The sequence below is a fragment of the Basilea psittacipulmonis DSM 24701 genome (genome assembly GCF_000743945.1).
Lineage (GTDB): Bacteria > Pseudomonadota > Gammaproteobacteria > Burkholderiales > Burkholderiaceae_B > Basilea > Basilea psittacipulmonis.
This window is the reverse complement of sequence record NZ_CP009238.1, coordinates 1,930,520-1,952,227: the sequence shown is the minus strand read 5'-3', so window position 1 is coordinate 1,952,227 and position 21,708 is coordinate 1,930,520. Positions and strand designations below refer to the sequence as shown.

The following is a 21,708-nucleotide window of genomic DNA, read 5'->3' as shown; positions in this document are numbered from 1 at the left end:
TATTGGATGGAGGGGTATACTATAAATTATCGGGAAATTAGCAATTATCTAAGATAGCCTCTAATTTTTTTCTATCACGATGAAAACGGGAATATGGCGATTACACCCAAGTCATCGGTGCGATAAGGATGTTTTTGTGTCCATAGAAAAAAAGGGAGGGATGATACATATGCAATTAAACATACATCCTCTTCGGGTTTTTGTTCCCACAGAAAGAAAGGGTGCGGTGAGGTGGCGTCCGATCTTAACGGTAATGAGGCAGTTTTGTGTCTATAGAAAGGAAAGAGGGAGATGATGGTAACGTTCTCTTTAATGTGAGTAATAAGCGGGAACAGAAATACCGTTGTTTTGTTGGATAATAATAGGGTGTTCGTTGTAGGGTGTTCGTTGTAGGGTGTTCGTTGTAGGGTGTTCGTTGTAGGGTGTTCGTTGTAGGGTGTTCGTTGTAGGGTGTTCGTTGTAGGGTGTTCGTTGTAGGGTGTTCGTTGTAGGGTGTTCGTTGTAGGGTGTTCGTTGTAGGGAAGTGTGTCAGAAAAAAGATAGGGTGTCTTATTCAGTAATGAGTGTTTGAAAAGGAAGTGAAATGAAAAAATTTATTTTGTGTATGTTGTTAGCAGCGGTTTCTCAAGCGTATGGGGCTGAGCATCGTGTAAAGATGTTGGATTGGTCGCCTGATGGGCAGACGATGATTTTTGAACCAGGTTTTTTAAAGGTTGCACCGGGGGATACGGTTATTTTTGAACCCACTCAAAAGGGACATAATGTGATGAGTAAGGTGGTGCCAGAAGGGGCAACATCTTTTAGAAGTGAGTTAGATGAAACGTTTCGTTTGGTTTTAGATAAAGAGGGTGTTTATTTATATGTGTGTCCACCTCATCAAATGATGGGAATGGTGGGGATTATTCAAGTAGGCGAGGCTAAAAATCTACAAAAGATCAAAGAAGCGATTCCAAAATTGGAACGTGTTGTGAAGTCTAATAAAGGGCGTTGGGAAGCGTACGCAAAAAATATTTCAGGATATGGACAATAGTTTAATATTGGCGACATGTGAACAGTGGCCAACAGGAAATCAAGATATTAAGCGGTTATCAGACGTATTGAATGCAAAGATGATTCCTTGGCAAAAGGTGGTGCCTAAACGTCATCAATGTGTGCTGCCATGGGCTGTTTGGGACTATACTTCGCAGATAACGGCATATAAGAGTTGGCTGTTGTCTTTCGATAAGGGTGGGATTCAGAATACGGCCTCACTTCAATTATGGAATATGGATAAGCGTTATTTGCTGGAGTTGGAAAATAAAGGGATTCCAGTGATTGCTAGTGTTTACTTGGGTGTTGAGGAGGATTGGGACGCTCGGTTTGCAAATATTAATGGTTTGGGCTTGGGTGAACATCCTGTTATTAAGCCTGTTTATGGGCAAAGCGGAAAAGGAGTTGCTCGGTTTAATGGCCATGTTCCCTCTCGAGAAGACTATCCGAATGGCCTGTTGCTTCAACCATTTGTATCTAGTATTCAAGGTGAAATTTGTTTGATATATACAAATGGAACATTCTCTCATGCGGCTAATCGTTATTTGGAAACATCTGGAGAATGGCGTTATAACTCGCAATACGGGGCAAAAGTCAAAACAATTGATGCAAAAAAATCATGGATTGAATTAGGCGAGCAAATATTATCAATGTTGCCAGAAATGCCTCGTTACGCTCGCATAGATGGGTTGTTAACGGAACAAAAACAGTTGATGATTGTGGAAGTAGAGTTAATTGAGCCAGCTTTGTATTTGCCCAAAACATGGGGACCAGCTGATATAAGGCGGTTCGTAGAACGTATGTGTTTGCGTGGATAAAGGTAACATTTCGATCTGACGGGCTTGTTCGTGGAACGCGTGTGTTTGGATGGATAAAAGAATTGGGGTAAAGTTTACAAGAGACAAAGGACTTGGTGTAAAAATAACGATTTGATCAGGAGGCAAGAAAGGTGGTGGCTTGGCTGAGGCATTCTTTTGTTCGATGAAGTTGTGCAAATATACGACAAGAATTTTAAAAAAGTAATTTGTCTGCTTGACGTTCTAAATATTTATGGGTAAAATTATCTTTTCTACAGCGGTGGAGTGCCCGAGTGGCTAAAGGGGGCAGACTGTAAATCTGTTGGCTAGCGCCTACGTTGGTTCGAATCCAACCTCCACCACCACCAAAATACAGGGTGACTGTTATGTGCGGGTGTAGCACAATGGTAGTGCAACAGCCTTCCAAGCTGATGACGTGGGTTCGATTCCCATCACCCGCTCCAGAGTTTCTCTCATCAGATTTTCCCGTGTTTTAGTGAAGAAGGCCCATGTGGCTCAGTGGTAGAGCACTCCCTTGGTAAGGGAGAGGTCGCGGGTCCGATTCCCGCCATGGGCACCAGGGTAATTTTATTTTCCAATCATCCAAGACTTATTTTATTTTTTAGGAGTCGGGTCATGGCAAAGAGTAAGTTTGAACGTACCAAGCCACACGTAAACGTCGGTACGATTGGTCACGTTGACCACGGTAAAACAACTTTAACAGCAGCGATCACCACGATTTTGGCGAAGAAATTCGGCGGTGAAGCTAAAGACTATTCACAGATTGATGCGGCTCCTGAAGAGCGTGCACGTGGTATTACGATTAACACGGCTCACGTTGAGTACGAAACAGCTAATCGTCACTACGCACACGTTGACTGCCCAGGACACGCTGACTACGTGAAGAACATGATTACAGGTGCGGCACAGATGGACGGTGCGATCCTTGTGTGTTCAGCTGCAGACGGTCCAATGCCACAAACACGTGAGCACATTCTTTTGAGCCGTCAGGTAGGTGTACCTTACATCGTTGTGTTCTTGAACAAAGCGGACATGGTTGACGATGAAGAATTGATGGACTTAGTAGAGATGGAAGTGCGTGAGTTGTTGAGCAGCTACGACTTCCCAGGTGACGATACACCTGTGGTTAAAGGTTCTGCTAAGTTGGCTCTTGAAGGCGATACAGGTCCTTTGGGCGAACAAGCAATCATGGCATTGGCTGAAGCATTAGACAGCTACATTCCTACACCAGAGCGTGCGGTTGACGGTACATTCTTGATGCCAGTAGAGGACGTATTCTCTATTTCTGGTCGTGGTACAGTGGTAACAGGTCGTGTAGAGCGTGGTGTGATCAAAGTTGGTGAAGAGATCGAAATCGTGGGTATTCGTCCAACAGCGAAAACAACATGTACAGGTGTGGAGATGTTCCGCAAATTGCTAGACGAAGGTCAAGCAGGTGATAACGTAGGTATCTTGTTGCGTGGTACCAAACGTGAAGAAGTAGAGCGTGGTCAAGTATTGGCGAAACCAGGTTCTATCACACCACACACTAAATTCTCAGCAGAAGTGTATATTCTTTCAAAAGAAGAAGGTGGTCGTCATACGCCATTCTTCCAAGGTTATCGTCCACAGTTCTACTTCCGTACAACGGACGTAACCGGTACGATTACACTACCAGCTGATAAAGAGATGGTATTGCCAGGCGATAACGTTGCAATGGACGTTGAGTTGATTGTGCCTATCGCGATGGAAGAAGGCTTACGTTTTGCGATCCGTGAAGGTGGTCGCACTGTAGGCGCTGGCGTGGTTTCTAAAATCACTGCATAATTGACTTGCAAAAGTTAAAGTTGGGCTGTATAATATGCAGTCCAACTTTTCGTTAATACTGATCTTAGATTTATAGGGGTATAGCTCAATTGGCAGAGCGTCGGTCTCCAAAACCGAAGGTTGTAGGTTCGATTCCTACTGCCCCTGCCATTTTATTTGTATGATGTCTAATAACCAAAATATAGAAACAGTCAGCTCTTCTGGTGATAAGGTAAAAATTGTCTTAGCGGTGATTTGTGTGCTGCTAGGCATTTTTGCGTATTATTGGTTTGGTCCTGATAATGCGTCGAGTGTTCAGCTTCCAGGTTGGTCCAGAGCGTTGATTTTTGTCCTAAGTGTTTTAGTGGCTGCTTTTTTGGTTTGGATGACTAACTTAGGAAAGCGTATTGTTGGTTTTGGTGAGGGTTCCTACCGTGAGCTTCGCCAAGTTGTTTGGCCAACACGTAAAGAAACAATCCAGATGACGGGTGTCGTGTTTGCTTTTGTTATGGCGATGGCGATATTCTTGTGGATTGTGGACAAGATTGTTGAATGGTTAATTTACGGCCAGTTTCTTGGCTGGGGTGGTTAAGGAATACAAATGAGCAAGCTTTGGTATGTCGTACATGTGTACTCTAATATGGAAAAGAGTGTGCAACAAGCGTTAGAAGAGCGTATTGCCAACTCTGATCTTGCACATTATTTTGGTCGTATTCTTGTGCCGTCTGAGGAAGTGGAAGAACGTAATAAAGCTGGCCAGCGTAAAGTTACTGAACGTCGTATTTATCCAGGCTATGTGTTTATCGAGATGGAATTGAATGATGACACATGGCATTTAGTAAGAAGCACTAATCGTGTAACAGGTTTCTTGGGCGGTTCAACTAATCGTCCTACGCCTATCTCAAAAGTAGAGATTAATAAAATCCTTGCTCAGATGGAAGAGGGTGGTGAGAAACCACGTCCTAAAGTTCTATTTGAAGTGGGTGAAACACTTCGCGTGAAAGAAGGTCCTTTTGCGGACTTTAATGGCACAGTTGAAGAAGTGAGCTATGACAAGAATAAAGTGCGTGTGATGACGATGATTTTTGGTCGTCCTACGCCTATCGAACTTGACTTTAATCAAGTCGAGAAAGTGTAAAGAACAACGTTTGTTGTGTATTTTTTGATTAACATTAAACTATGGGAAGCGGCTAGTCTGCGTTAAAACCCAAGGAGTCTATAAATGGCAAAGAAAATTGTTGGCTTTATCAAGCTACAAGTGCCAGCTGGTAAGGCGAACCCATCGCCACCTATTGGTCCTGCATTAGGTCAGCGTGGCTTAAACATCATGGAATTTTGTAAGGCATTTAATGCCAAAACTCAAGGCATGGAGCCTGGTTTACCTATTCCAGTGGTGATTACAGCATTTGCTGATAAATCGTTCACATTCGTGATGAAAACACCACCTGCTTCTATTTTGATTAAGAAAGCTGCAGGTGTTCAAAAAGGTTCTTCACGTCCTCACGTTGATAAAGTAGGTAAATTGACACGTGCACAGGTAGAAGAAATCGCAAAAACTAAAGAGCCTGATTTAACAGCTGCTGATCTTGACGCAGCAGTACGTACTATCGCTGGTAGTGCTCGTAGTATGGGTATTACGGTTGAAGGAGTATAAACATGGCTAAGATTTCTAAACGTGTTGCAGCACTTCGTGCAAAAGTTGATCGTAATAAACTTTACACAGCGTCTGAAGCATTGGCTTTGATCAAAGAAACGGCCACTGCAAAATTCGATGAGTCAATTGACGTAGCGATTCAGTTAGGGATTGACCCACGTAAATCAGACCAATTAGTTCGTGGTTCTATCGTAATGCCTGCTGGTACGGGTAAAACAGTACGTGTAGCGGTGTTTGCTCAAGGCGATAAAGCTGAAGAAGCAAAAGCTGCTGGTGCGGACGTAGTCGGTTTTGATGACTTAGCTGCTGAAGTAAAAGCAGGTAAGATGGATTTTGATATCGTGATTGCGTCACCTGATGCAATGCGTATCGTAGGTACGTTAGGTCAAGTATTGGGTCCTCGTGGCTTAATGCCTAACCCTAAAGTAGGCACGGTAACACCTGATGTTGCTACTGCAGTGAAGAATGCTAAAGCGGGTCAAGTACAATTCCGTACAGACAAAGCAGGTATCATTCACACCACTATTGGTCGTGCATCATTTACCGTAGAACAGTTACAACAAAACTTGGCAGCGTTGGTAGATGCTTTGGTTAAAGCTCGTCCAGCTTCTGCTAAGGGTGTATATTTGCGTAAGCTATCTGTATCATCAACAATGGGTGCAGGTGCTCGCGTGGATACGGCTTCAGTGCAACAAACAGCCTAAGCCGTTGTAAAGAACTTTGGGCAATGCACGCTGGATTCAGTGTGCAAAGCTATCAAAGACCGTAGGAGATCATTGAAATCCTTTGATGATCATAATCACGAAAGTATCCTACGCAGATGGCGTCCCATGGAAGATATTCATTTAGAAGCTCTACCAGTGACGCCGCATATGGTCGACACATCGGGAATTGTTCCCACCGTGTCATTTGAAGGAGTGTTCAAACCGTGAGTCTCAATCGTAGTGAGAAAGCGGCAGTTATCGAAGAAGTTTCTGCACAGGTTGCAGAAGCACAATCGATCGTTGTCGCAGAGTACCGTGGTATTGACGTTGCTTCGGTTACCGTATTGCGTAAAAATGCGCGTCAAAAAGGCGTGTATTTGCGTGTATTGAAAAACACGTTAGCGAGAAAAGCTATTGAAGGTACACCATTTGAGGGTATCGTTAACGATCTAACTGGTCCGCTAATTTATGCGATCAGTAAAGATCCAGTAGCTGGTGCAAAAGTGCTTTCTGACTTTGCAAAAGAAAACGAGAAAATCGTGATTCGCTTGGGTTCTTTACCTAATAGCGTATTGGATGTAGCGGGTGTTAATTCACTTGCTAAAATGCCTTCTCGTGAAGAATTGCTTGCCAAATTACTTGGTACTATGCAAGCACCTGTTGCACAATTCGTACGTACGCTTAACGAAGTGCCAACAAAATTCGTTCGTGGCTTGGCTGCGGTTCGCGATACAAAATAATTGCGAAAGAATGCGTTGTTGCTTAACCAAAGCAAAACAAACCCTGGTTTTTAATAGATATTTTTATTGGAGTTTTTAAAATGGCTTTATCTAAAGCAGAAATTCTAGATGCTATCGCTAGCATGACAGTACTTGAGCTTTCTGAGCTTATCAAAGAAATGGAAGAAAAATTCGGCGTTTCAGCTGCAGCGGCTGCTGTTGCTGTTGCTGCGCCTGTAGCTGGCGGTGACGCTGGTGGTGCAGCTGCTGAACAATCTGAATTTACGTTAGTGTTGGCTGAAGTTGGTGCTAACAAAGTAAACGTAATTAAAGTAGTTCGTGAAATCACTGGTCTTGGCTTGAAAGAAGCTAAAGAACTAGTTGACGGCGCTCCAAAACCATTGAAAGAAGGTATGGAAAAAGCTGAAGCTGAAGCTGCTAAAGCTAAACTTGAAGAAGCTGGTGCTAAGGCTGAGCTTAAGTAATTTTTTAGATTACTTTTTATGCCCAGGGTCACATTTTTGTGCCCCTGGGGTTTGCTGTTTATAAACTAGGGATTTTATTTTTGTTGTGTTTCCATAAAAAACAGCTTGTATAAAGTAGTTTTCTATGGAGTCGTAACAAGAAAGGTTTGGACGTCCCAAATCTCCAACCCCTCCAATCTGGAGTGAAAATGCAATACTCATTTACTGAAAGAAAGCGTATTCGTAAAAGTTTCGCAAAACGCGAAAATGTACAGCCACTTCCTTACTTGCTTGAAACACAGCTAGAGTCTTATCGCCGATTCTTGCAGAAAGATATTCCTGCAGACAAGCGTGAAGACGATGGATTGCAAGCGGCGTTTAATTCAATATTCCCAATTGACAGTAACAATGGTGCAGCACGCCTTGAGTTTGTTAGCTATCATTTGACCGAACCTGTGTTTGACGTAAAAGAATGTCAGTTGCGTGGATTTACTTATGCCTCACAACTGTATGCCAAGGTTCGTTTGAAAATTATCGACCGTGATTCGAGCAAGGCAAGTGTCAAAGAAGTGAAAGAGCAAGAAGTCTTCATGGGAGAAATTCCTTTGATGACGGATACTGGTTCTTTCATCATTAACGGTACTGAACGTGTTGTGGTGTCTCAGTTGCATCGTTCGCCTGGTGTGTTCTTTGAACATGACCGTGGTAAGACGCATAGTTCAGGCAAGTTGCTTTTTTCAGCTCGCGTGATTCCTTACCGTGGGTCTTGGTTGGATTTTGAGTTCGATCCAAAAGATATTTTATTCTTCCGTATCGATCGTCGTCGTAAAATGCCAGTGACGATTTTGCTTAAAGCAATCGGCATGACCCCTGAAAGTATTCTGGAGCATTTCTATGAATTTGAAGAAGTGACCTTGAATAAAACCAGTGCGACGAAGCAGTTTGTGCCTGAGCGTTGGAAAGGCGAAGTATTAAGCTTTGATTTGAAAGATGCTGATGGCAATGTCCTTATTCCCAAGGATAAGCGTATTACTAAGAAACATCTGAATGATGTCGCAAAAGCAAAAATTTCTAAAATCGATTTGCCTGACGAGTATTTGATTGGTCGTGTGATTGCAAAAGATATTGTTGACACGAAAACAGGTGAAGTGCTTGTCAAAGCAAATGCTGAAATTACGGAAGAGATTTTGACACAGTTGCGTGAAGCAGGTGTGAAGAAGTTTGAAACGATTTATACCAACGAGCTTGATCACGGTGCTTATATTTCTCAGACATTGCGTACTGATGAAGTGCCTGATCAAATGAGTGCACGTGCGGCGATTTATCGCTTGATGCGTCCGGGCGAGCCTTCAACTGAAGAAGGGTTGGAAGATTTATTAAATCGTCTTTTCTATAGCAAAGAAACTTACGATCTAGATCCAGTCGGTCGTATGAAAGTGAATAGTCGTCTTGGTTTGAACGAGACTTCGTTGACTTTGACAAACGCGGATATTTTAAGAACGATCGAAGTGTTGGTTGATTTGCGTAACGGTCGTGGTTATGTGGATGATATTGATCACTTGGGTAACCGTCGTGTTCGTTGTGTTGGCGAGTTGATTAGTAACCAGTTCCGCAGTAGCCTAGCACGTATTGATCGTGCTTTGAAAGAGCGTTTAGGTCAGGCAGAAAGCAATAACTTAATGCCTCAGGATCTATTGAATACCAAAGCGATTTCTAACTCGATTAGAGAATTCTTTAGCTCAAGCCAGCTTTCTCAGTTCATGGACCAAACAAACCCATTGTCTGAGATTACCCATAAACGCCGTGTTTCGGCCTTAGGTCCTGGTGGTTTGACGCGTGAACGTGCTGGTTTCGAAGTGCGTGACGTACACCCAACGCATTATGGTCGTGTATGCCCTATCGAAACGCCTGAAGGTCCAAACATTGGTTTGATTAACTCAATGGCCTTGTATGCACGTTTGAACAAATATGGCTTCTTAGAAACGCCTTATCGTAAAGTCGTAGATGGCAAAACAACTAATGAAGTAGAATACTTATCGGCTATTGAAGAGTCAAAATACGTGATCGCCCAAGCGAACGCGGAGTTGGATAAGAACGGTCGTTTTATCAATGATCGCGTGGCTTGCCGTAAAGCGGGTGAAACGTTTATGGCCTCACCAAGCGAGATTGGGTATATGGACGTGGCACCATCACAGATCGTGTCGGTAGCGGCTTCTTTGATTCCTTTCTTGGAACACGATGATGCGAACCGTGCATTGATGGGTGCAAACATGCAACGTCAGGCAGTTCCTTGCTTGCGTCCTGAGAAACCATTGGTTGGTACAGGTATTGAACGTACGGTAGCGGTTGACTCAGGTACACCTGTGGTCGCGACGCGTGGTGGTGTGGTTGACTTTGTTGATGCCTCACGTATCGTGATTCGTGTGAATGATGATGAAAGTCGTGCCGGTGAAGTGGGCGTTGATATTTACAATTTGATCAAATACACACGTTCTAACCAAAGCACTAACATTAACCAGCGTCCAATCGTGCGTCCTGGCGATGTCGTGGCACGTGGTGATGTGATTGCAGACGGTGCGTCTTCGGATATTGGTGAATTGGCGTTGGGTCAAAATATGTTGATCGCGTTCATGCCATGGAACGGTTATAACTTCGAGGACTCGATCTTAATTTCTGAAAAAGTAGTGGCAGAAGACCGTTATACGTCTGTTCATATCGAGGAATTAAGCGTATTTGCTCGTGATACACGTTTGGGCAAAGAAGAAATTACACGCGATATTAGCAACTTGTCTGAAACCCAATTAGGTCGTTTAGATGAGTCGGGTATTATTCACATCGGTGCAGAAGTTAGTGCAGGCGACTTGTTGGTGGGTAAGGTGACACCAAAAGGCGAAACCACTACCTTAACGAACGAAGAACGTTTGTTGCGTGAGGTGTTGCGTGAGAAAGCTTATGATGTAAAAGATACGTCATTGACTGTGCCAACAGGTATGTCTGGTACGGTTATCGATGTTCAAGTCTTTACGCGTAAAGGAGTACAGCGTGATAAACGTGCCCAATCTATCATTGATGATGAATTGAGAGGCTATCGCACGGATCTAGACGATCAGTTACGTATCGTTGAAAATGACATGTTTGACCGTATTGCTCGTATTTTAGAGGGCAAAGTGGCAAACGGTGGTCCAGGTCGTTTGGCAAAAGGCACGAAGATTACGTCTGCTTATCTTGAGGGACTTGAAAACCGTTGGCATTGGTTTGATATTCGTTTAGCAGATGAAGAAGCGGCGAATGCTTTGGAATCAGCGAAAGCGTCTATTGAACAAAAACGCAAAGAGTTTGATCTGGCTTTTGAAGAAAAACGCAAGAAATTGACTCAAGGCGATGAGTTGCCTCCAGGCGTGTTGAAGATGGTAAAAGTGTATATTGCGGTGAAACGTCGTCTTCAACCTGGTGATAAGATGGCAGGTCGTCACGGTAACAAAGGTGTGGTGTCACGTATCGTTCCAGTAGAAGATATGCCACACTTGGCAGATGGTACACCAGTGGATATCGTATTGAACCCATTAGGCGTGCCATCACGTATGAACGTGGGTCAGGTATTGGAAGTTCACTTGGGTTGGGCGGCTAAAGGCGTAGGACAACGTATCGCCGAAATGCTTGACGAAGAACGTAAAGGCCAAATCAAAGAATTACGTAGTTTCTTAGATCGCGTCTATAACACGACGGGTATCAAAACTGATTTCAAACAGTTTGATGATGATCAGTTATTGGCGATGGCGAATAATCTTCGTAATGGTGTACCTTTTGCAACACCAGTATTTGATGGTGCTACCGAAGAAGAAATTCAGGAAATGTTGAAGATTGCTTATCCTGAAGAAATTCGTGAAAAACTACAGTTAACGCCAACACGTACTCAAGCGTATTTGATCGATGGTCGTACAGGTGAGCGTTTTGAGCGTCCTGTCACGATTGGATACATGCACTATTTGAAACTTCATCACTTAGTGGATGATAAGATGCACGCTCGTTCAACAGGTCCATACTCATTAGTGACTCAGCAACCACTAGGCGGTAAAGCTAAGTTTGGTGGTCAGCGTTTCGGTGAGATGGAGGTTTGGGCACTTGAGGCTTATGGTGCATCGTACACCTTACAGGAAATGTTGACCGTTAAGTCTGATGACAATGTGGGTCGTCGCAATATTTACAACAATATTGTTAAAGGTGAGCATGTTCTAAAAGCAGGTACGCCAGAATCCTTTAACGTATTGGTAAGAGAGATTCGTTCATTGGCATTAGATATGGATTTGGAGCGTAAAGAATGAAAAGCATAGCAGGTTTATTCAAACAGATAAATCAGGACACAACATTTGATGCCATTAAGATCGGTATTGCGTCTCCTGAAAAAATCCGTTCATGGTCATATGGAGAAGTGAAAAAATCGGAGACGATTAACTATCGTACACATAAACCAGAACGCGATGGTTTGTTTTGTGCACGTATTTTTGGTCCAGTCAAAGATTACGAATGTTTGTGTGGCAAATATAAAGGACCTGGTCGTCGCGGTATTATTTGTGAAAAATGTGGCGTAGAAGTGACGGACTCAAAAGTTCGTCGTGAACGTATGGGTCATATTGAGTTGGCTAGTCCAGTTGCCCATATTTGGTTCTTGAAGAGCTTGCCTTCTCGTTTAGGTATGGTTCTTGATATGACATTACGTGACATTGAACGTGTGTTGTATTTTGAGGCTTGGTGCGTGATTGAGCCAGGCATGACACCGTTGTCACGTGGTCAGATTATGTCTGATGTGGACTATGTTCAAAAAGTTGAAGAGTACGGTGATGACTTTGTGGCCTTGATGGGAGCAGAGGCGATCGCTGAATTACTTCGTACGATTGACGTGGATGCAGAGATTGAGAATCTTCGTGCTGAATTGAAAGTAACAGGTTCAGAAGCGAAAATCAAAAAGATTTCAAAACGTCTAAAAGTATTAGAGGGTTTCCAACGATCAGGCATGAAGCCAGAGTGGATGATTATGGAGGTGTTACCTGTATTGCCTCCTGATTTACGTCCTTTGGTGCCGCTTGAGGGTGGTCGTTTCACCGTTTCTGATTTGAACGAATTGTATCGTCGCGTGATTAACCGTAACAATCGTTTGAAACGTTTATTAGAATCCAACGCACCTGATATTATCGTGCGTAACGAAAAACGTATGTTACAAGAGGCGGTTGATTCCTTGTTAGACAATGGTCGTCGTGGTAAAGCGATGACAGGTGCGAACAAGCATCAGTTGAAATCATTGTCTGATGTGATTAAAGGTAAGAGTGGTCGTTTCCGTCAAAACTTATTGGGTAAACGTGTTGACTACTCAGGTCGTTCGGTTATTGTGGTGGGTCCACAGTTGAAATTGCATCAGTGCGGTTTGCCTAAGTTGATGGCTTTGGAATTGTTTAAGCCGTTTATTGCTAACCGTTTGATCTCTATGGGCTTGGCAACGAGCTTGAAACCTGCTAACCGTTTGGTAGATGCCCAAGAACCAGTTGTTTGGGACATCTTAGAAGAAGTGATTCGCGAACACCCAGTAATGCTTAACCGTGCACCGACTTTGCACCGTTTAGGTATTCAAGCGTTTGAACCTGTGTTGATTGAAGGTAAAGCGATCCAGTTACACCCATTGGTGTGTGCGGCCTTTAACGCCGACTTCGACGGTGACCAAATGGCGGTTCACGTACCTTTGTCTTTGGAAGCACAGCTAGAAGCACGTACATTGATGTTGGCGTCAAATAACATTTTGTTCCCTGCCAACGGTGAACCTTCTATCGTACCTTCTCAAGATATGGTCTTGGGTCTGTACTATACAACTCGTGAGCGTATTAACGCAAAAGGCGAGGGGATGTTCTTGGCTGATTTGGCAGAAGTTCAACGTGCTTTAGACAATGGCGAAGTAGAGTTGCAAACACGTATTACGGTACGTTTGCCTGAGTATTTCAAAGATGAAAACGGCGAATGGACCTCTAAACTTAAACGTGTTGAAACAACAGTAGGTCGTGCTTTATTAAGTGAGATTTTGCCTAAAGGCTTGCCTTTTGAAGTGTTGAACAAACCTTTGAAGAAGAAAGAAATTTCTCGTTTGATCAACCAATCTTACCGTCGTTGCGGTTTACGCGATACGGTGATTTTAGCTGACCAATTGATGGCAAACGGTTATCGCTTGGCTACACGTGCAGGTATCTCGATTGCGATGGAAGATATGTTGATTCCTGACTCAAAAGAGAAAATCCTTTCAGAAGCGATGACGGAAGTGCGTGAGATTGAAAGACAGCACGCGTCTGGTTTGGTTACCGCCCAAGAACGTTATAACAACGTGGTGGATATTTGGGGTAAAGCTGGTGATCGCGTCTCTAAAGCGATGATGGAAAAATTGGCAACAGAGCCTGTGATCGACCGCTTTGGACAAGAAGTGCGTCAAGAGTCGTTTAATTCAATCTATATGATGGCTGACTCAGGTGCCCGTGGTTCGGTGACTCAGATGCGTCAGTTGGCGGGTATGCGTGGTTTGATGTCTAAACCTGACGGTTCGATTATCGAAACACCGATTACAGCGAACTTCCGTGAAGGTTTGAATGTATTGCAGTACTTTATTTCCACTCACGGTGCACGTAAAGGTCTAGCGGATACGGCGTTAAAAACAGCAAACTCTGGTTATTTGACTCGTCGTTTGGTGGATGTGACTCAAGACCTAGTGATCACAGAAGATGATTGCGGTACGACAGATGGTTACCTCATGAAAGCCTTGGTTGAAGGTGGTGAGGTGGTTGAGCCATTACGTGACCGTATTTTAGGTCGTGTGGCGGCAGTTGATATTATCCATCCTGATACACAAGAAACGATTATTTATGCGGGCACTCTATTAGACGAAGATAAAGTAGAGTTGATCGATAAAATTGGTATCGATGAAGTGAAGATTCGCACTCCATTGACATGTAAGACACGTCATGGTTTGTGTGCACACTGCTATGGACGTGACTTGGGTCGTGGTTCTATGGTGAATGCAGGTGAAGCCGTTGGTGTGATTGCAGCACAGTCTATCGGTGAACCTGGTACACAGTTGACGATGCGTACGTTCCACATCGGTGGTGCCGCATCTCGTGCAGCCGTGGCTTCTTCAGTAGAAACGAAATCAGCAGGTACTGTTGGATTTGCAAGTAGCATGCGTTATGTGACGAATGCAAAAGGTGAACGTATTGCTATTTCTCGTTCTGGCGAAGTGATGATTTTTGATGATAACGGTCGTGAGCGTGAACGTCATAAACTACCATACGGTGCGACAGTATTGGTCGGTGATGGTGAAGTGGTGAAAGCGGGTGCTCGTTTGGCGACATGGGATCCATTAACGCGTCCAATCATTTCGGAATACCAAGGTAAAGTTCGCTTTGAGAACATTGAGGAAGGTGTTACTGTGGCTCGCCAAATGGACGAAGTAACAGGCTTGTCAACTTTGGTAGCGATTACGCCTAAATCTCGTGGCGGTAAGACAGCGGCTCGTCCATTGATGAAGTTAATCAATGACGATGGTGAAGAAATTAAGATGGCGGGTACTGATCATCCAGTCAGCATTTCTTTCCCAGTCGGTGCGTTGATTACCGTTCGTGATGGTCAAGAAGTCGGCGTAGGTGAAGTGTTGGCTCGTATTCCTCAAGAATCTCAGAAAACAAGAGATATTACGGGTGGTCTTCCACGCGTGGTTGAGGTCTTTGAGGCACGTGCTTCTAAAGATTCAGGTATCTTGGCAGATGTGACAGGTACGATTTCTTTTGGTAAGGATACAAAAGGTAAACAACGTCTTGTTATTACTGAAACAGACGGTACGACACATGAATTCTTAGTACCTAAAGAAAAACAAGTATTAGTTCATGACGGCCAAGTGGTTAACCAAGGTGAGTTGATTGTCGATGGTCCTGCAAACCCTCATGATATTTTGAGATTGCAAGGTATCGAGAAATTAGCTGCTTATATTGTGAACGAGGTTCAAGACGTTTATCGTTTACAAGGGGTAAAAATTAACGACAAACACATTGAAGTGATTGTTCGTCAGATGTTGCGTCGTGTCAATATTATTGATGCGGGTGATACGAAGTTTATTCCAGGTGAACAGGTAGAACGTTCAGAAATGTTGAATGAGAATGATCGCGTCATCGCTGAAGGTAAAGTGCCTGCGACGTATGAAAATATCTTATTAGGTATTACAAAAGCATCTTTATCTACTGATTCGTTCATCTCGGCTGCATCGTTCCAAGAAACAACTCGTGTCTTGACCGAAGCGGCTATCATGGGTAAACGTGACGATTTACGTGGCTTGAAAGAGAACGTAATCGTGGGTCGTTTGATTCCTGCTGGTACAGGGTTGGCTTATCATCAAGCTATTGCACAACGTGCGGGAACCCCTGCATCAGAAATCTTAGACGAAGCGTATTCTAGCCATTCGTCTGGTTTGGAAAACCCATTCAAAGAGATTGATGCCGAAATTGATGAGATTATTCCAAGCGATACAAATGTGAACCCATTTGCATCCATGTTCATCCCTACTTCATCAAGTGATGATGAGGGACAAGACGAAGAATAATTTCTTTTCATCATATGAAGCCGAGGTAAGTGCCTCGGCTTTTTTTTATTCTTTGCGATGGTACGTTGGGGTGGCGTGTGATGAGGTGTGTGAGACAGCGTGTGAGGAAGCGTGCTTGATGGCTTAGAAGCAGGTTAATATCGTGGTCAAGATGTTTGAGTAGGTGGCTGAGCTTTTTTTGTGATGGTACGTTTGAGTGGCGTGTGAGGAAGCGGGGTTGATGGTTTTTTGAGGTGGACGGTGCAGAAAAGGGTGTTGGGTTGTAAAGGTAGTAAAACACGCCTTATTCGTATGGGCGGTGACGTTATAAAGATCGTTCATTAAATTAAGTAAATTAAGTAAGTTTATTAAGTTAAGTTATCAGGATAACGCTTATGTATAAAAAACAGCGATTAAGTGGGTAGTATGTTTTGGGAAGTAGATTAAGTTTGCAGGATGCAGGCGTAATAAATAAAAATGCCCAGCATAAAAACACTGGGCATTCGCATAAATGCTTTGTTTAATTAATAAACGGTAAGCTATTAAATAATTGTAGAATCGCTGCGTTAATAATATCAATAAAGAAAGCTCCTACCATGGGAACGATTAGGAATGCTTTATGAGAGGGACCAAATTTGTCCGTAATGGCCTGCATATTTGCAATGGCTGTTGGCGTAGCACCCATCCCAAAACCACAATGTCCAGCGGCTAAAACAGCGGCATCATAGTTAGATCCCATGACTCTAAAGGTCACAAAATAAGCGTATAAAATCATCACGATAGTTTGTACCGCTAAGATGATAAGGATCGGTGCGGCTAAGTCAGCCAATTCCCACAATCTTAATGTTAATAACGCCATTGCCAAGAATAAGGATAATGACGCGTTGCCAAATACATCAATCGCACGATCGAACATATTGGCTTTGAAGACCAATACTAGGAAATTACGAATGACAACACCGCTGGCTAAGGCCCAAACGAATTGAGGTAATTCAATCCAAGTTCCTTTGGTCGCCGCGGTTAAAATTTCAGCAGATACCAAGCAAGCCGCGAACATGGCTAGGGTTTCAATCGCCGCACTAGACGTAATGTAACGTTGGTGTTTGGGACGTTCAAACTCTAGGTCTTGCGAACCATCATCAATAGTATTTAATCCTGGTGTTCTTACTTTATTAATTAAACGACGAGCAACAGGTCCACCGATCAATCCACCTAATACTAAACCAAACGTCGCACTGGCAATACCAATGGCTTTGGCACTGGTGAGTCCGTATTTTGCTTCAAACACACCACCCCATGCACCTGCCGTACCGTGTCCGCCTGTTAAGGTAACAGAACCAGTGATAAGGCCGATAACAGAGTGATCAAGTCCTAATAACATCGCCATGGACACACCGACAACGTTTTGAACAATAATGAATGCCCCTACCACGAATAAAAAGATAATAAGAGGCTTTCCACCCATTCTGAGACGAGAAAAGTCGGCACTCAAACCGATGGAGGCAAAGAACATTAACATGAATGTCCGCTGTAGATTGCCGTCAAAGGTAAAGCTGGTACCTTGAACACTGTGCCATATGAGTAATAAGATGGCGGCCACTAAGCCCCCTGCAACAGGTTCAGGGATGTTGAAGTCTTGCAAGAATTTGATCTTTTTGACTAAAAAACGTCCAAATAACAGAACAATCGTTGCAAAAATAAGTGTGTAATAGGCATTAAATTCCATATTAGTCCTTTGAGTAGTTATTCTGATGTGTTATTGCAAGACACCAAGTAAACTTGCAACAATAAGTAGCACCCCAGTCCAAATATTGATTTTAAAGAGTTGAAAATTTCTCGCGGGATTTTTTAAATCAAATTGGTAGAGTTGCCACACTAAAAACGCTGTAATTATGGCCAAAGCAACGTAATATCCGATGCTCATATCAAGTAATATTCCCCCGACTAGCCATAATAGTGCGGTTAACGTATAAAAATAAGATAACCAGTATAATCCATTTTGTTGGAATAAGCGTGCTGTAGATTTTAACCCAAGTTTTTCATCATCGCTTAAATCTGCATAGGCATACATCGTATCGTAAGCGATTTGCCATGTGACTGCCCCTAACCACATCAGCACGGCTCCCCAAGGCAACGTGTTAAGTGTGTCTGTCCAAGCCATTAACATCCCCCAGTTAAAGGCCAAACTCAGCACCACTTGAGGCCAATAGGTGAATCTTTTGCATAAAGGATAGATAATGGTCAAAGGCACGACGGCAATGGCCAAATAAATGGTATAGGTATTTAGGAAAAACAAAAGGCAAGCCGTTAAGACCAGTTGTGCTAAAAGAAACATAACGGCTTGTTTGAGAGACAGATCCCCATTCGTTAGAGGGCGATAGCGTGTTCGTTCGACATGTTTGTCAAAGTCTCTATCCCAAATATCGTTAATGGTACATCCCACACTTCGCATTAATAAAGCCCCTAGGCTAAAAACGATCAATCGCCCGATGTCTGGCAGTCCGTGTGCAGCTTGAATCAATGCCGCAATACAAGGCAATAATGTTAACCATGTCCCCACTGGTCTATCGAGGCGACAAAGACGAGCATAAGGTTGCCAAGATACAGGTAAGTATTTGCTGACCCAGTCATTAAGGCGGATGTCGTTTAGGTCGTGGTGTGAGATAGGCTTATTATCTGTTTTTTCAGGATTCATATGTTTAAAATCATGTTGCACACTCATTTTGTGTGGTGGCTAAGTTTTGTTTTGGTAAAATAGGTTCTTTTGTTAAGAGAACTTTATTTAACATGTGGAGGTATTTTACTTTATGCAAACCTGGATTGCACCCTCAACAATTGAAATTATCGCAACGATTTTATTTGCTTTAGCGATTATACATACATTCTCAGTCTCAAAGTTTGCAAAATTAGCACACATGGATACGAGACACTCAGGTTTTTGGCACTTGATGTCTGAAGTGGAAATTGTCTTTGGAGTGTGGGCGGCCATACTCATTGGCTTTATGTTTATTTTTCAGGGAGTTGGTGCGGATGTTTCTCATCATTTGAGTGATGCGAATACATTATCGCAAGCGGCGACAGGACAATTAGGGGCCATTGCTTATTTAGATGCGTTGGCGGCCGAACATAAATTTACTGAACCTCTGTTTGTCTTTACGATTATGGTGGTTGCCTCCAGTCGTCCGATTCTACAGCTTGTTTCAAGTGTGGTAAAAGGATTGGCAAAATTGGCCCCTGTTGATACGCGTGTGGCTCAGTTTTTTATCACGATCTGTTTGGTGCCATTGGCAGGATCGTTGATTACAGAACCTGCAGCGATGACGTTAGCAGCCTTAACCTTGGGTGGCACTTATTTTGCGATTAGCCAAAACACTTTTAATAAATACCTTGTGATCGGTGTGTTATTTGTAAACGTATCGATTGGCGGTGTGTTGACAGCCTATGCCGCACCACCTGTATTGATGGTTGCAAAAACATTTGGCTGGGATACTGCTTATATGATGGAGCATTTTGGGTGGAAAGCAGCTATTGCGGTTTTGATTAATTCAAGTATTTTGACGTTTATGATTCGTAAAGAATTGTTAGCCGCTTCTAGCACTTCTGATGAGGTATCAAAAGATACACGTGAACCCGTGCCATTAGTGGTGATTGCGATGCACTGTCTGTTCTTATTGGGCGTGGTACTTTCAGCACATCACGCGAGCGTGTTTTTAGGTTTGTTAATGCTATTTATAGGTTATACACAAGCGTATGAACGCCATCAAAATCCTTTATTGATCAAAGAGGGCTTATTAGTGGGTTTCTTCTTGGCAGGATTAATTATTCTAGGTGGCTTGCAAAAATGGTGGTTGCAAGATTTGTTGGGAGGATTAAGTCCTACCGTCTTGTTCTTTGGTACCACGGCATTGACAGCGATCACGGATAATGCGGCATTGACCTATTTGGGATCTTTGGTGGATGGGACATCAGAGTTTTGGCGTTATATGTTGGTCGCTGGAGCGGTGACAGGTGGTGGATTAACGGTCATTGCTAATGCCCCTAATCCAGCAGGATTCTCTTTGTTAAAACGCTTCTTCCCCGATCAAAGCATCGCCCCGCATTATTTGTTGGCAGCTGCGGCTATCCCCACGATTATTGCAGGCTTGATGTTCGTGTTATTGCCTACTTTATAAAGGTAATAAAGAACGATAAAATAAACAGCTTAGTTTTTATGACTAAGCTGTTTTTTTAGAGGTGTTAAAGTGGGTGTAGTCGCTAAAGATCGTTTTTATATTTTTCTTTCTTTAACGTTGATTATTGCTTTGTTTATTATTCTAGGGGATTGGACGGATAGAACATTAAACAAAAAAGAAATGGCGGTATTTATTTTTTGCTTTCTTCTTGCATTAGGTAATCGTTATTGTCTTTATTTGTTGTTGCCATTGGGGCTTATAAGCACGGTATTTGGCGTTTTATTTAAAACTTATATGGGGGGGGTAATACTTAATTTAGAAACGTATGTAGCGGTTGTTCAGACTAATGCTACGGAGGCGATAGGTTTTCTTTCTACGATACCTCCTAAAACATATGTCGGTGCAGGCATCTTTATTATACTTTTATTGGTGTTATGTTTCTTTGGGCGAAAAACGCCACTTATTCAGTTTAGCCAGCTGAATCGAATTTCAAAACTTATATTTATTCTTGTTTTTTCTACCCTCGTTTATTTTTCATTTCCTGTTCAAAGTAGTTATAAATTTTATAAGTTGGGCAAAGAATACGAAGAAAACATTGCCTTGATGGAATCAATAAGGAATAAGCCTGTAGATTGGGTGCTTGAAAAAAATCAAAATTATGCTCGTTATCGTTATTACGTGGTAGTTATTGGTGAGAGTGCAAGAGCCGATTATTTCTCAGTGTACGGTTATTCTCATCTAACCACTCCTTTTTTAAATACTGCTAATGGCGTATTTTTTAACAAGGCTTATTCAACGAGTTTTAATACGGTTCGCTCATTGTCTCGAATGTTAAGTAAGACGGAAGATGGTATTCATTATCAGCTGAATAATAATTTTATAACGTTGGCCAATACCGCTGGTTATCAAACTTATTGGGCTAGTAATCAAGGGTTTGTGGGAGAGCATGATAGTCCTATTAGTGCAATCGCTAAATATTCCTCTCAGACAGAATTTTTAAATTTAGGCGATTATTCTTCGATAAAAACGGATGATTTTGTATTGTTGAATTCATTAAGAAGTTATTTGAAAGAAAAAACAGAAAAACCCAAGCTCATCGTATTGCATACGTTTGGTTCTCATCCTAATCCATGTGATCGCTTGTTTTATTTTTCTAATCATTATCGTGTGTTTGTGAGAAAAGTACCAAATTGTTACCTTGCTTCGATTGAAAAAACAGATGCCTTTCTTCGACAAGTTCATGATATTTTAGAAAAGCAAGGAGAGAGTTATTCTTTGATGTATTTCTCTGATCATGGCATGTCTGTTCAAGAAAATGGTGTAAGAGTGAGTTCTAATATTTTGAATGCTTATCGAATTCCATTTTTAATATTAAGTAGCGATAGCACGACTCATCAGATGTATGATAAATATTTTAGTGGATTTGATTTTTTATCGTTATTTTCACAATGGATTGGTGTTGATACAAATTTAACGGATTCACGCTACAGTCCTTATGATTTAAGGCATATGCCAGAGCATGAACCATTAATTTATAACGATATTGTCGATGATAAAAAACTTATATCACCGTTGTCTTTTCCAAAAGAAGAAACAGTACAGTAAAGCAGCGGTAGATTTTTAGAAATTTAATGTTCAGTGAGGGGGTGGCTGAAAGAGAGTCCCCGCGTAGTATGCGTGTAAGCTGGCATCTCGAACCCTAAAGTTCAAGTGGGTCGTTTGAGAGAGGTTTCGGGTTCATCTGACAAAGAGACGCTCACGCCC

Annotated in this window: 15 protein-coding genes and 4 tRNA genes; 17 read left to right on the top strand and 2 right to left on the bottom strand. The window is 42.6% G+C overall.

Translation table 11 applies throughout. The features are described from left to right. The first annotated feature begins 583 nt into the window (after positions 1-583). The 15 genes from IX83_RS08450 (at position 584) to rpoC (ending at position 15,793) form a co-directional block, all read left to right on the top strand. Entirely contained in the window at positions 584-1,030 is a 447-nt protein-coding gene (locus IX83_RS08450; RefSeq protein ID WP_038501332.1) for a plastocyanin/azurin family copper-binding protein, read from the top strand. Next, positions 1,020-1,847 (top strand): ATP-grasp domain-containing protein, encoded by an 828-nt coding sequence (locus tag IX83_RS08445; protein WP_051919608.1) that lies wholly within the window; start codon positions 1,020-1,022, stop codon positions 1,845-1,847. The genes IX83_RS08450 and IX83_RS08445 overlap by 11 nt, the downstream gene beginning before the upstream one ends. A gap of 258 nt (positions 1,848-2,105) precedes the next feature. Then, a tRNA-Tyr gene (locus IX83_RS08440) sits at positions 2,106-2,191 on the top strand. Between the two features lie 25 nt (positions 2,192-2,216). Next, positions 2,217-2,290, top strand: a tRNA-Gly gene (locus IX83_RS08435). Between the two features lie 41 nt (positions 2,291-2,331). Further along, positions 2,332-2,406: transfer RNA gene (locus IX83_RS08430), tRNA-Thr, on the top strand. 56 nt (positions 2,407-2,462) lie between these two features. Next, on the top strand, positions 2,463-3,653 hold the full coding sequence (gene tuf / locus IX83_RS08425; protein ID WP_038497853.1) for an elongation factor Tu: 1,191 nt from the start codon (positions 2,463-2,465) through the stop codon (positions 3,651-3,653). A gap of 74 nt (positions 3,654-3,727) precedes the next feature. Continuing rightward, positions 3,728-3,803: transfer RNA gene (locus IX83_RS08420), tRNA-Trp, on the top strand. Positions 3,804-3,813: 10 nt separating this feature from the next. Continuing rightward, the gene (gene secE / locus IX83_RS08415) at positions 3,814-4,224 is read left to right on the top strand and encodes a preprotein translocase subunit SecE (protein WP_038501330.1); all 411 of its coding nucleotides are present in this window, start codon (positions 3,814-3,816) and stop codon (positions 4,222-4,224) included. A gap of 9 nt (positions 4,225-4,233) precedes the next feature. Continuing rightward, positions 4,234-4,770 carry a transcription termination/antitermination protein NusG gene (gene nusG, locus IX83_RS08410; protein ID WP_038501328.1) on the top strand — a complete coding sequence of 179 codons (537 nt, stop codon included), beginning with the start codon at positions 4,234-4,236 and terminating at the stop codon, positions 4,768-4,770. 84 nt (positions 4,771-4,854) lie between these two features. After that, on the top strand, positions 4,855-5,286 hold the full coding sequence (gene rplK, locus IX83_RS08405) for a 50S ribosomal protein L11 (RefSeq protein ID WP_038501327.1): 432 nt from the start codon (positions 4,855-4,857) through the stop codon (positions 5,284-5,286). A 2-nt stretch (positions 5,287-5,288) separates the two neighbouring features. Continuing rightward, on the top strand, positions 5,289-5,990 hold the full coding sequence (gene rplA, locus IX83_RS08400) for a 50S ribosomal protein L1 (protein ID WP_038501325.1): 702 nt from the start codon (positions 5,289-5,291) through the stop codon (positions 5,988-5,990). Between the two features lie 224 nt (positions 5,991-6,214). Continuing rightward, positions 6,215-6,730: a 50S ribosomal protein L10 gene (rplJ, locus tag IX83_RS08395; RefSeq protein ID WP_038501323.1), complete on the top strand. Its 516-nt coding sequence runs from the start codon at positions 6,215-6,217 to the stop codon at positions 6,728-6,730. Between the two features lie 80 nt (positions 6,731-6,810). Continuing rightward, the gene (gene rplL / locus IX83_RS08390; protein ID WP_038501321.1) at positions 6,811-7,194 is read left to right on the top strand and encodes a 50S ribosomal protein L7/L12; all 384 of its coding nucleotides are present in this window, start codon (positions 6,811-6,813) and stop codon (positions 7,192-7,194) included. Positions 7,195-7,382: 188 nt separating this feature from the next. Further along, on the top strand, positions 7,383-11,495 hold the full coding sequence (gene rpoB / locus IX83_RS08385) for a DNA-directed RNA polymerase subunit beta (RefSeq protein WP_038501319.1): 4,113 nt from the start codon (positions 7,383-7,385) through the stop codon (positions 11,493-11,495). Continuing rightward, entirely contained in the window at positions 11,492-15,793 is a 4,302-nt protein-coding gene (rpoC, locus tag IX83_RS08380) for a DNA-directed RNA polymerase subunit beta' (RefSeq protein WP_038501317.1), read from the top strand. Before rpoB ends, rpoC begins: the two co-directional genes overlap by 4 nt. Before the next feature lie 499 nt (positions 15,794-16,292). On the opposite strand, the gene gltS is transcribed toward rpoC, so the two are convergent. After that, entirely contained in the window at positions 16,293-17,498 is a 1,206-nt protein-coding gene (gltS, locus tag IX83_RS08375; protein ID WP_038501316.1) for a sodium/glutamate symporter, read from the bottom strand. A 30-nt stretch (positions 17,499-17,528) separates the two neighbouring features. Then, positions 17,529-18,467, bottom strand: coding sequence for a 4-hydroxybenzoate octaprenyltransferase (gene ubiA / locus IX83_RS08370; RefSeq protein ID WP_038501889.1), 939 nt, complete (start codon positions 18,465-18,467; stop codon positions 17,529-17,531). Positions 18,468-18,579: 112 nt separating this feature from the next. On the opposite strand from ubiA, the gene IX83_RS08365 reads away from it, so the two are divergent. Beyond that, the gene (locus IX83_RS08365; RefSeq protein ID WP_038501314.1) at positions 18,580-19,944 is read left to right on the top strand and encodes a putative Na+/H+ antiporter; all 1,365 of its coding nucleotides are present in this window, start codon (positions 18,580-18,582) and stop codon (positions 19,942-19,944) included. Between the two features lie 69 nt (positions 19,945-20,013). Beyond that, positions 20,014-21,549, top strand: coding sequence for a phosphoethanolamine transferase (locus IX83_RS08360; protein WP_038501312.1), 1,536 nt, complete (start codon positions 20,014-20,016; stop codon positions 21,547-21,549). The last annotated feature ends 159 nt before the right edge of the window (positions 21,550-21,708 follow it).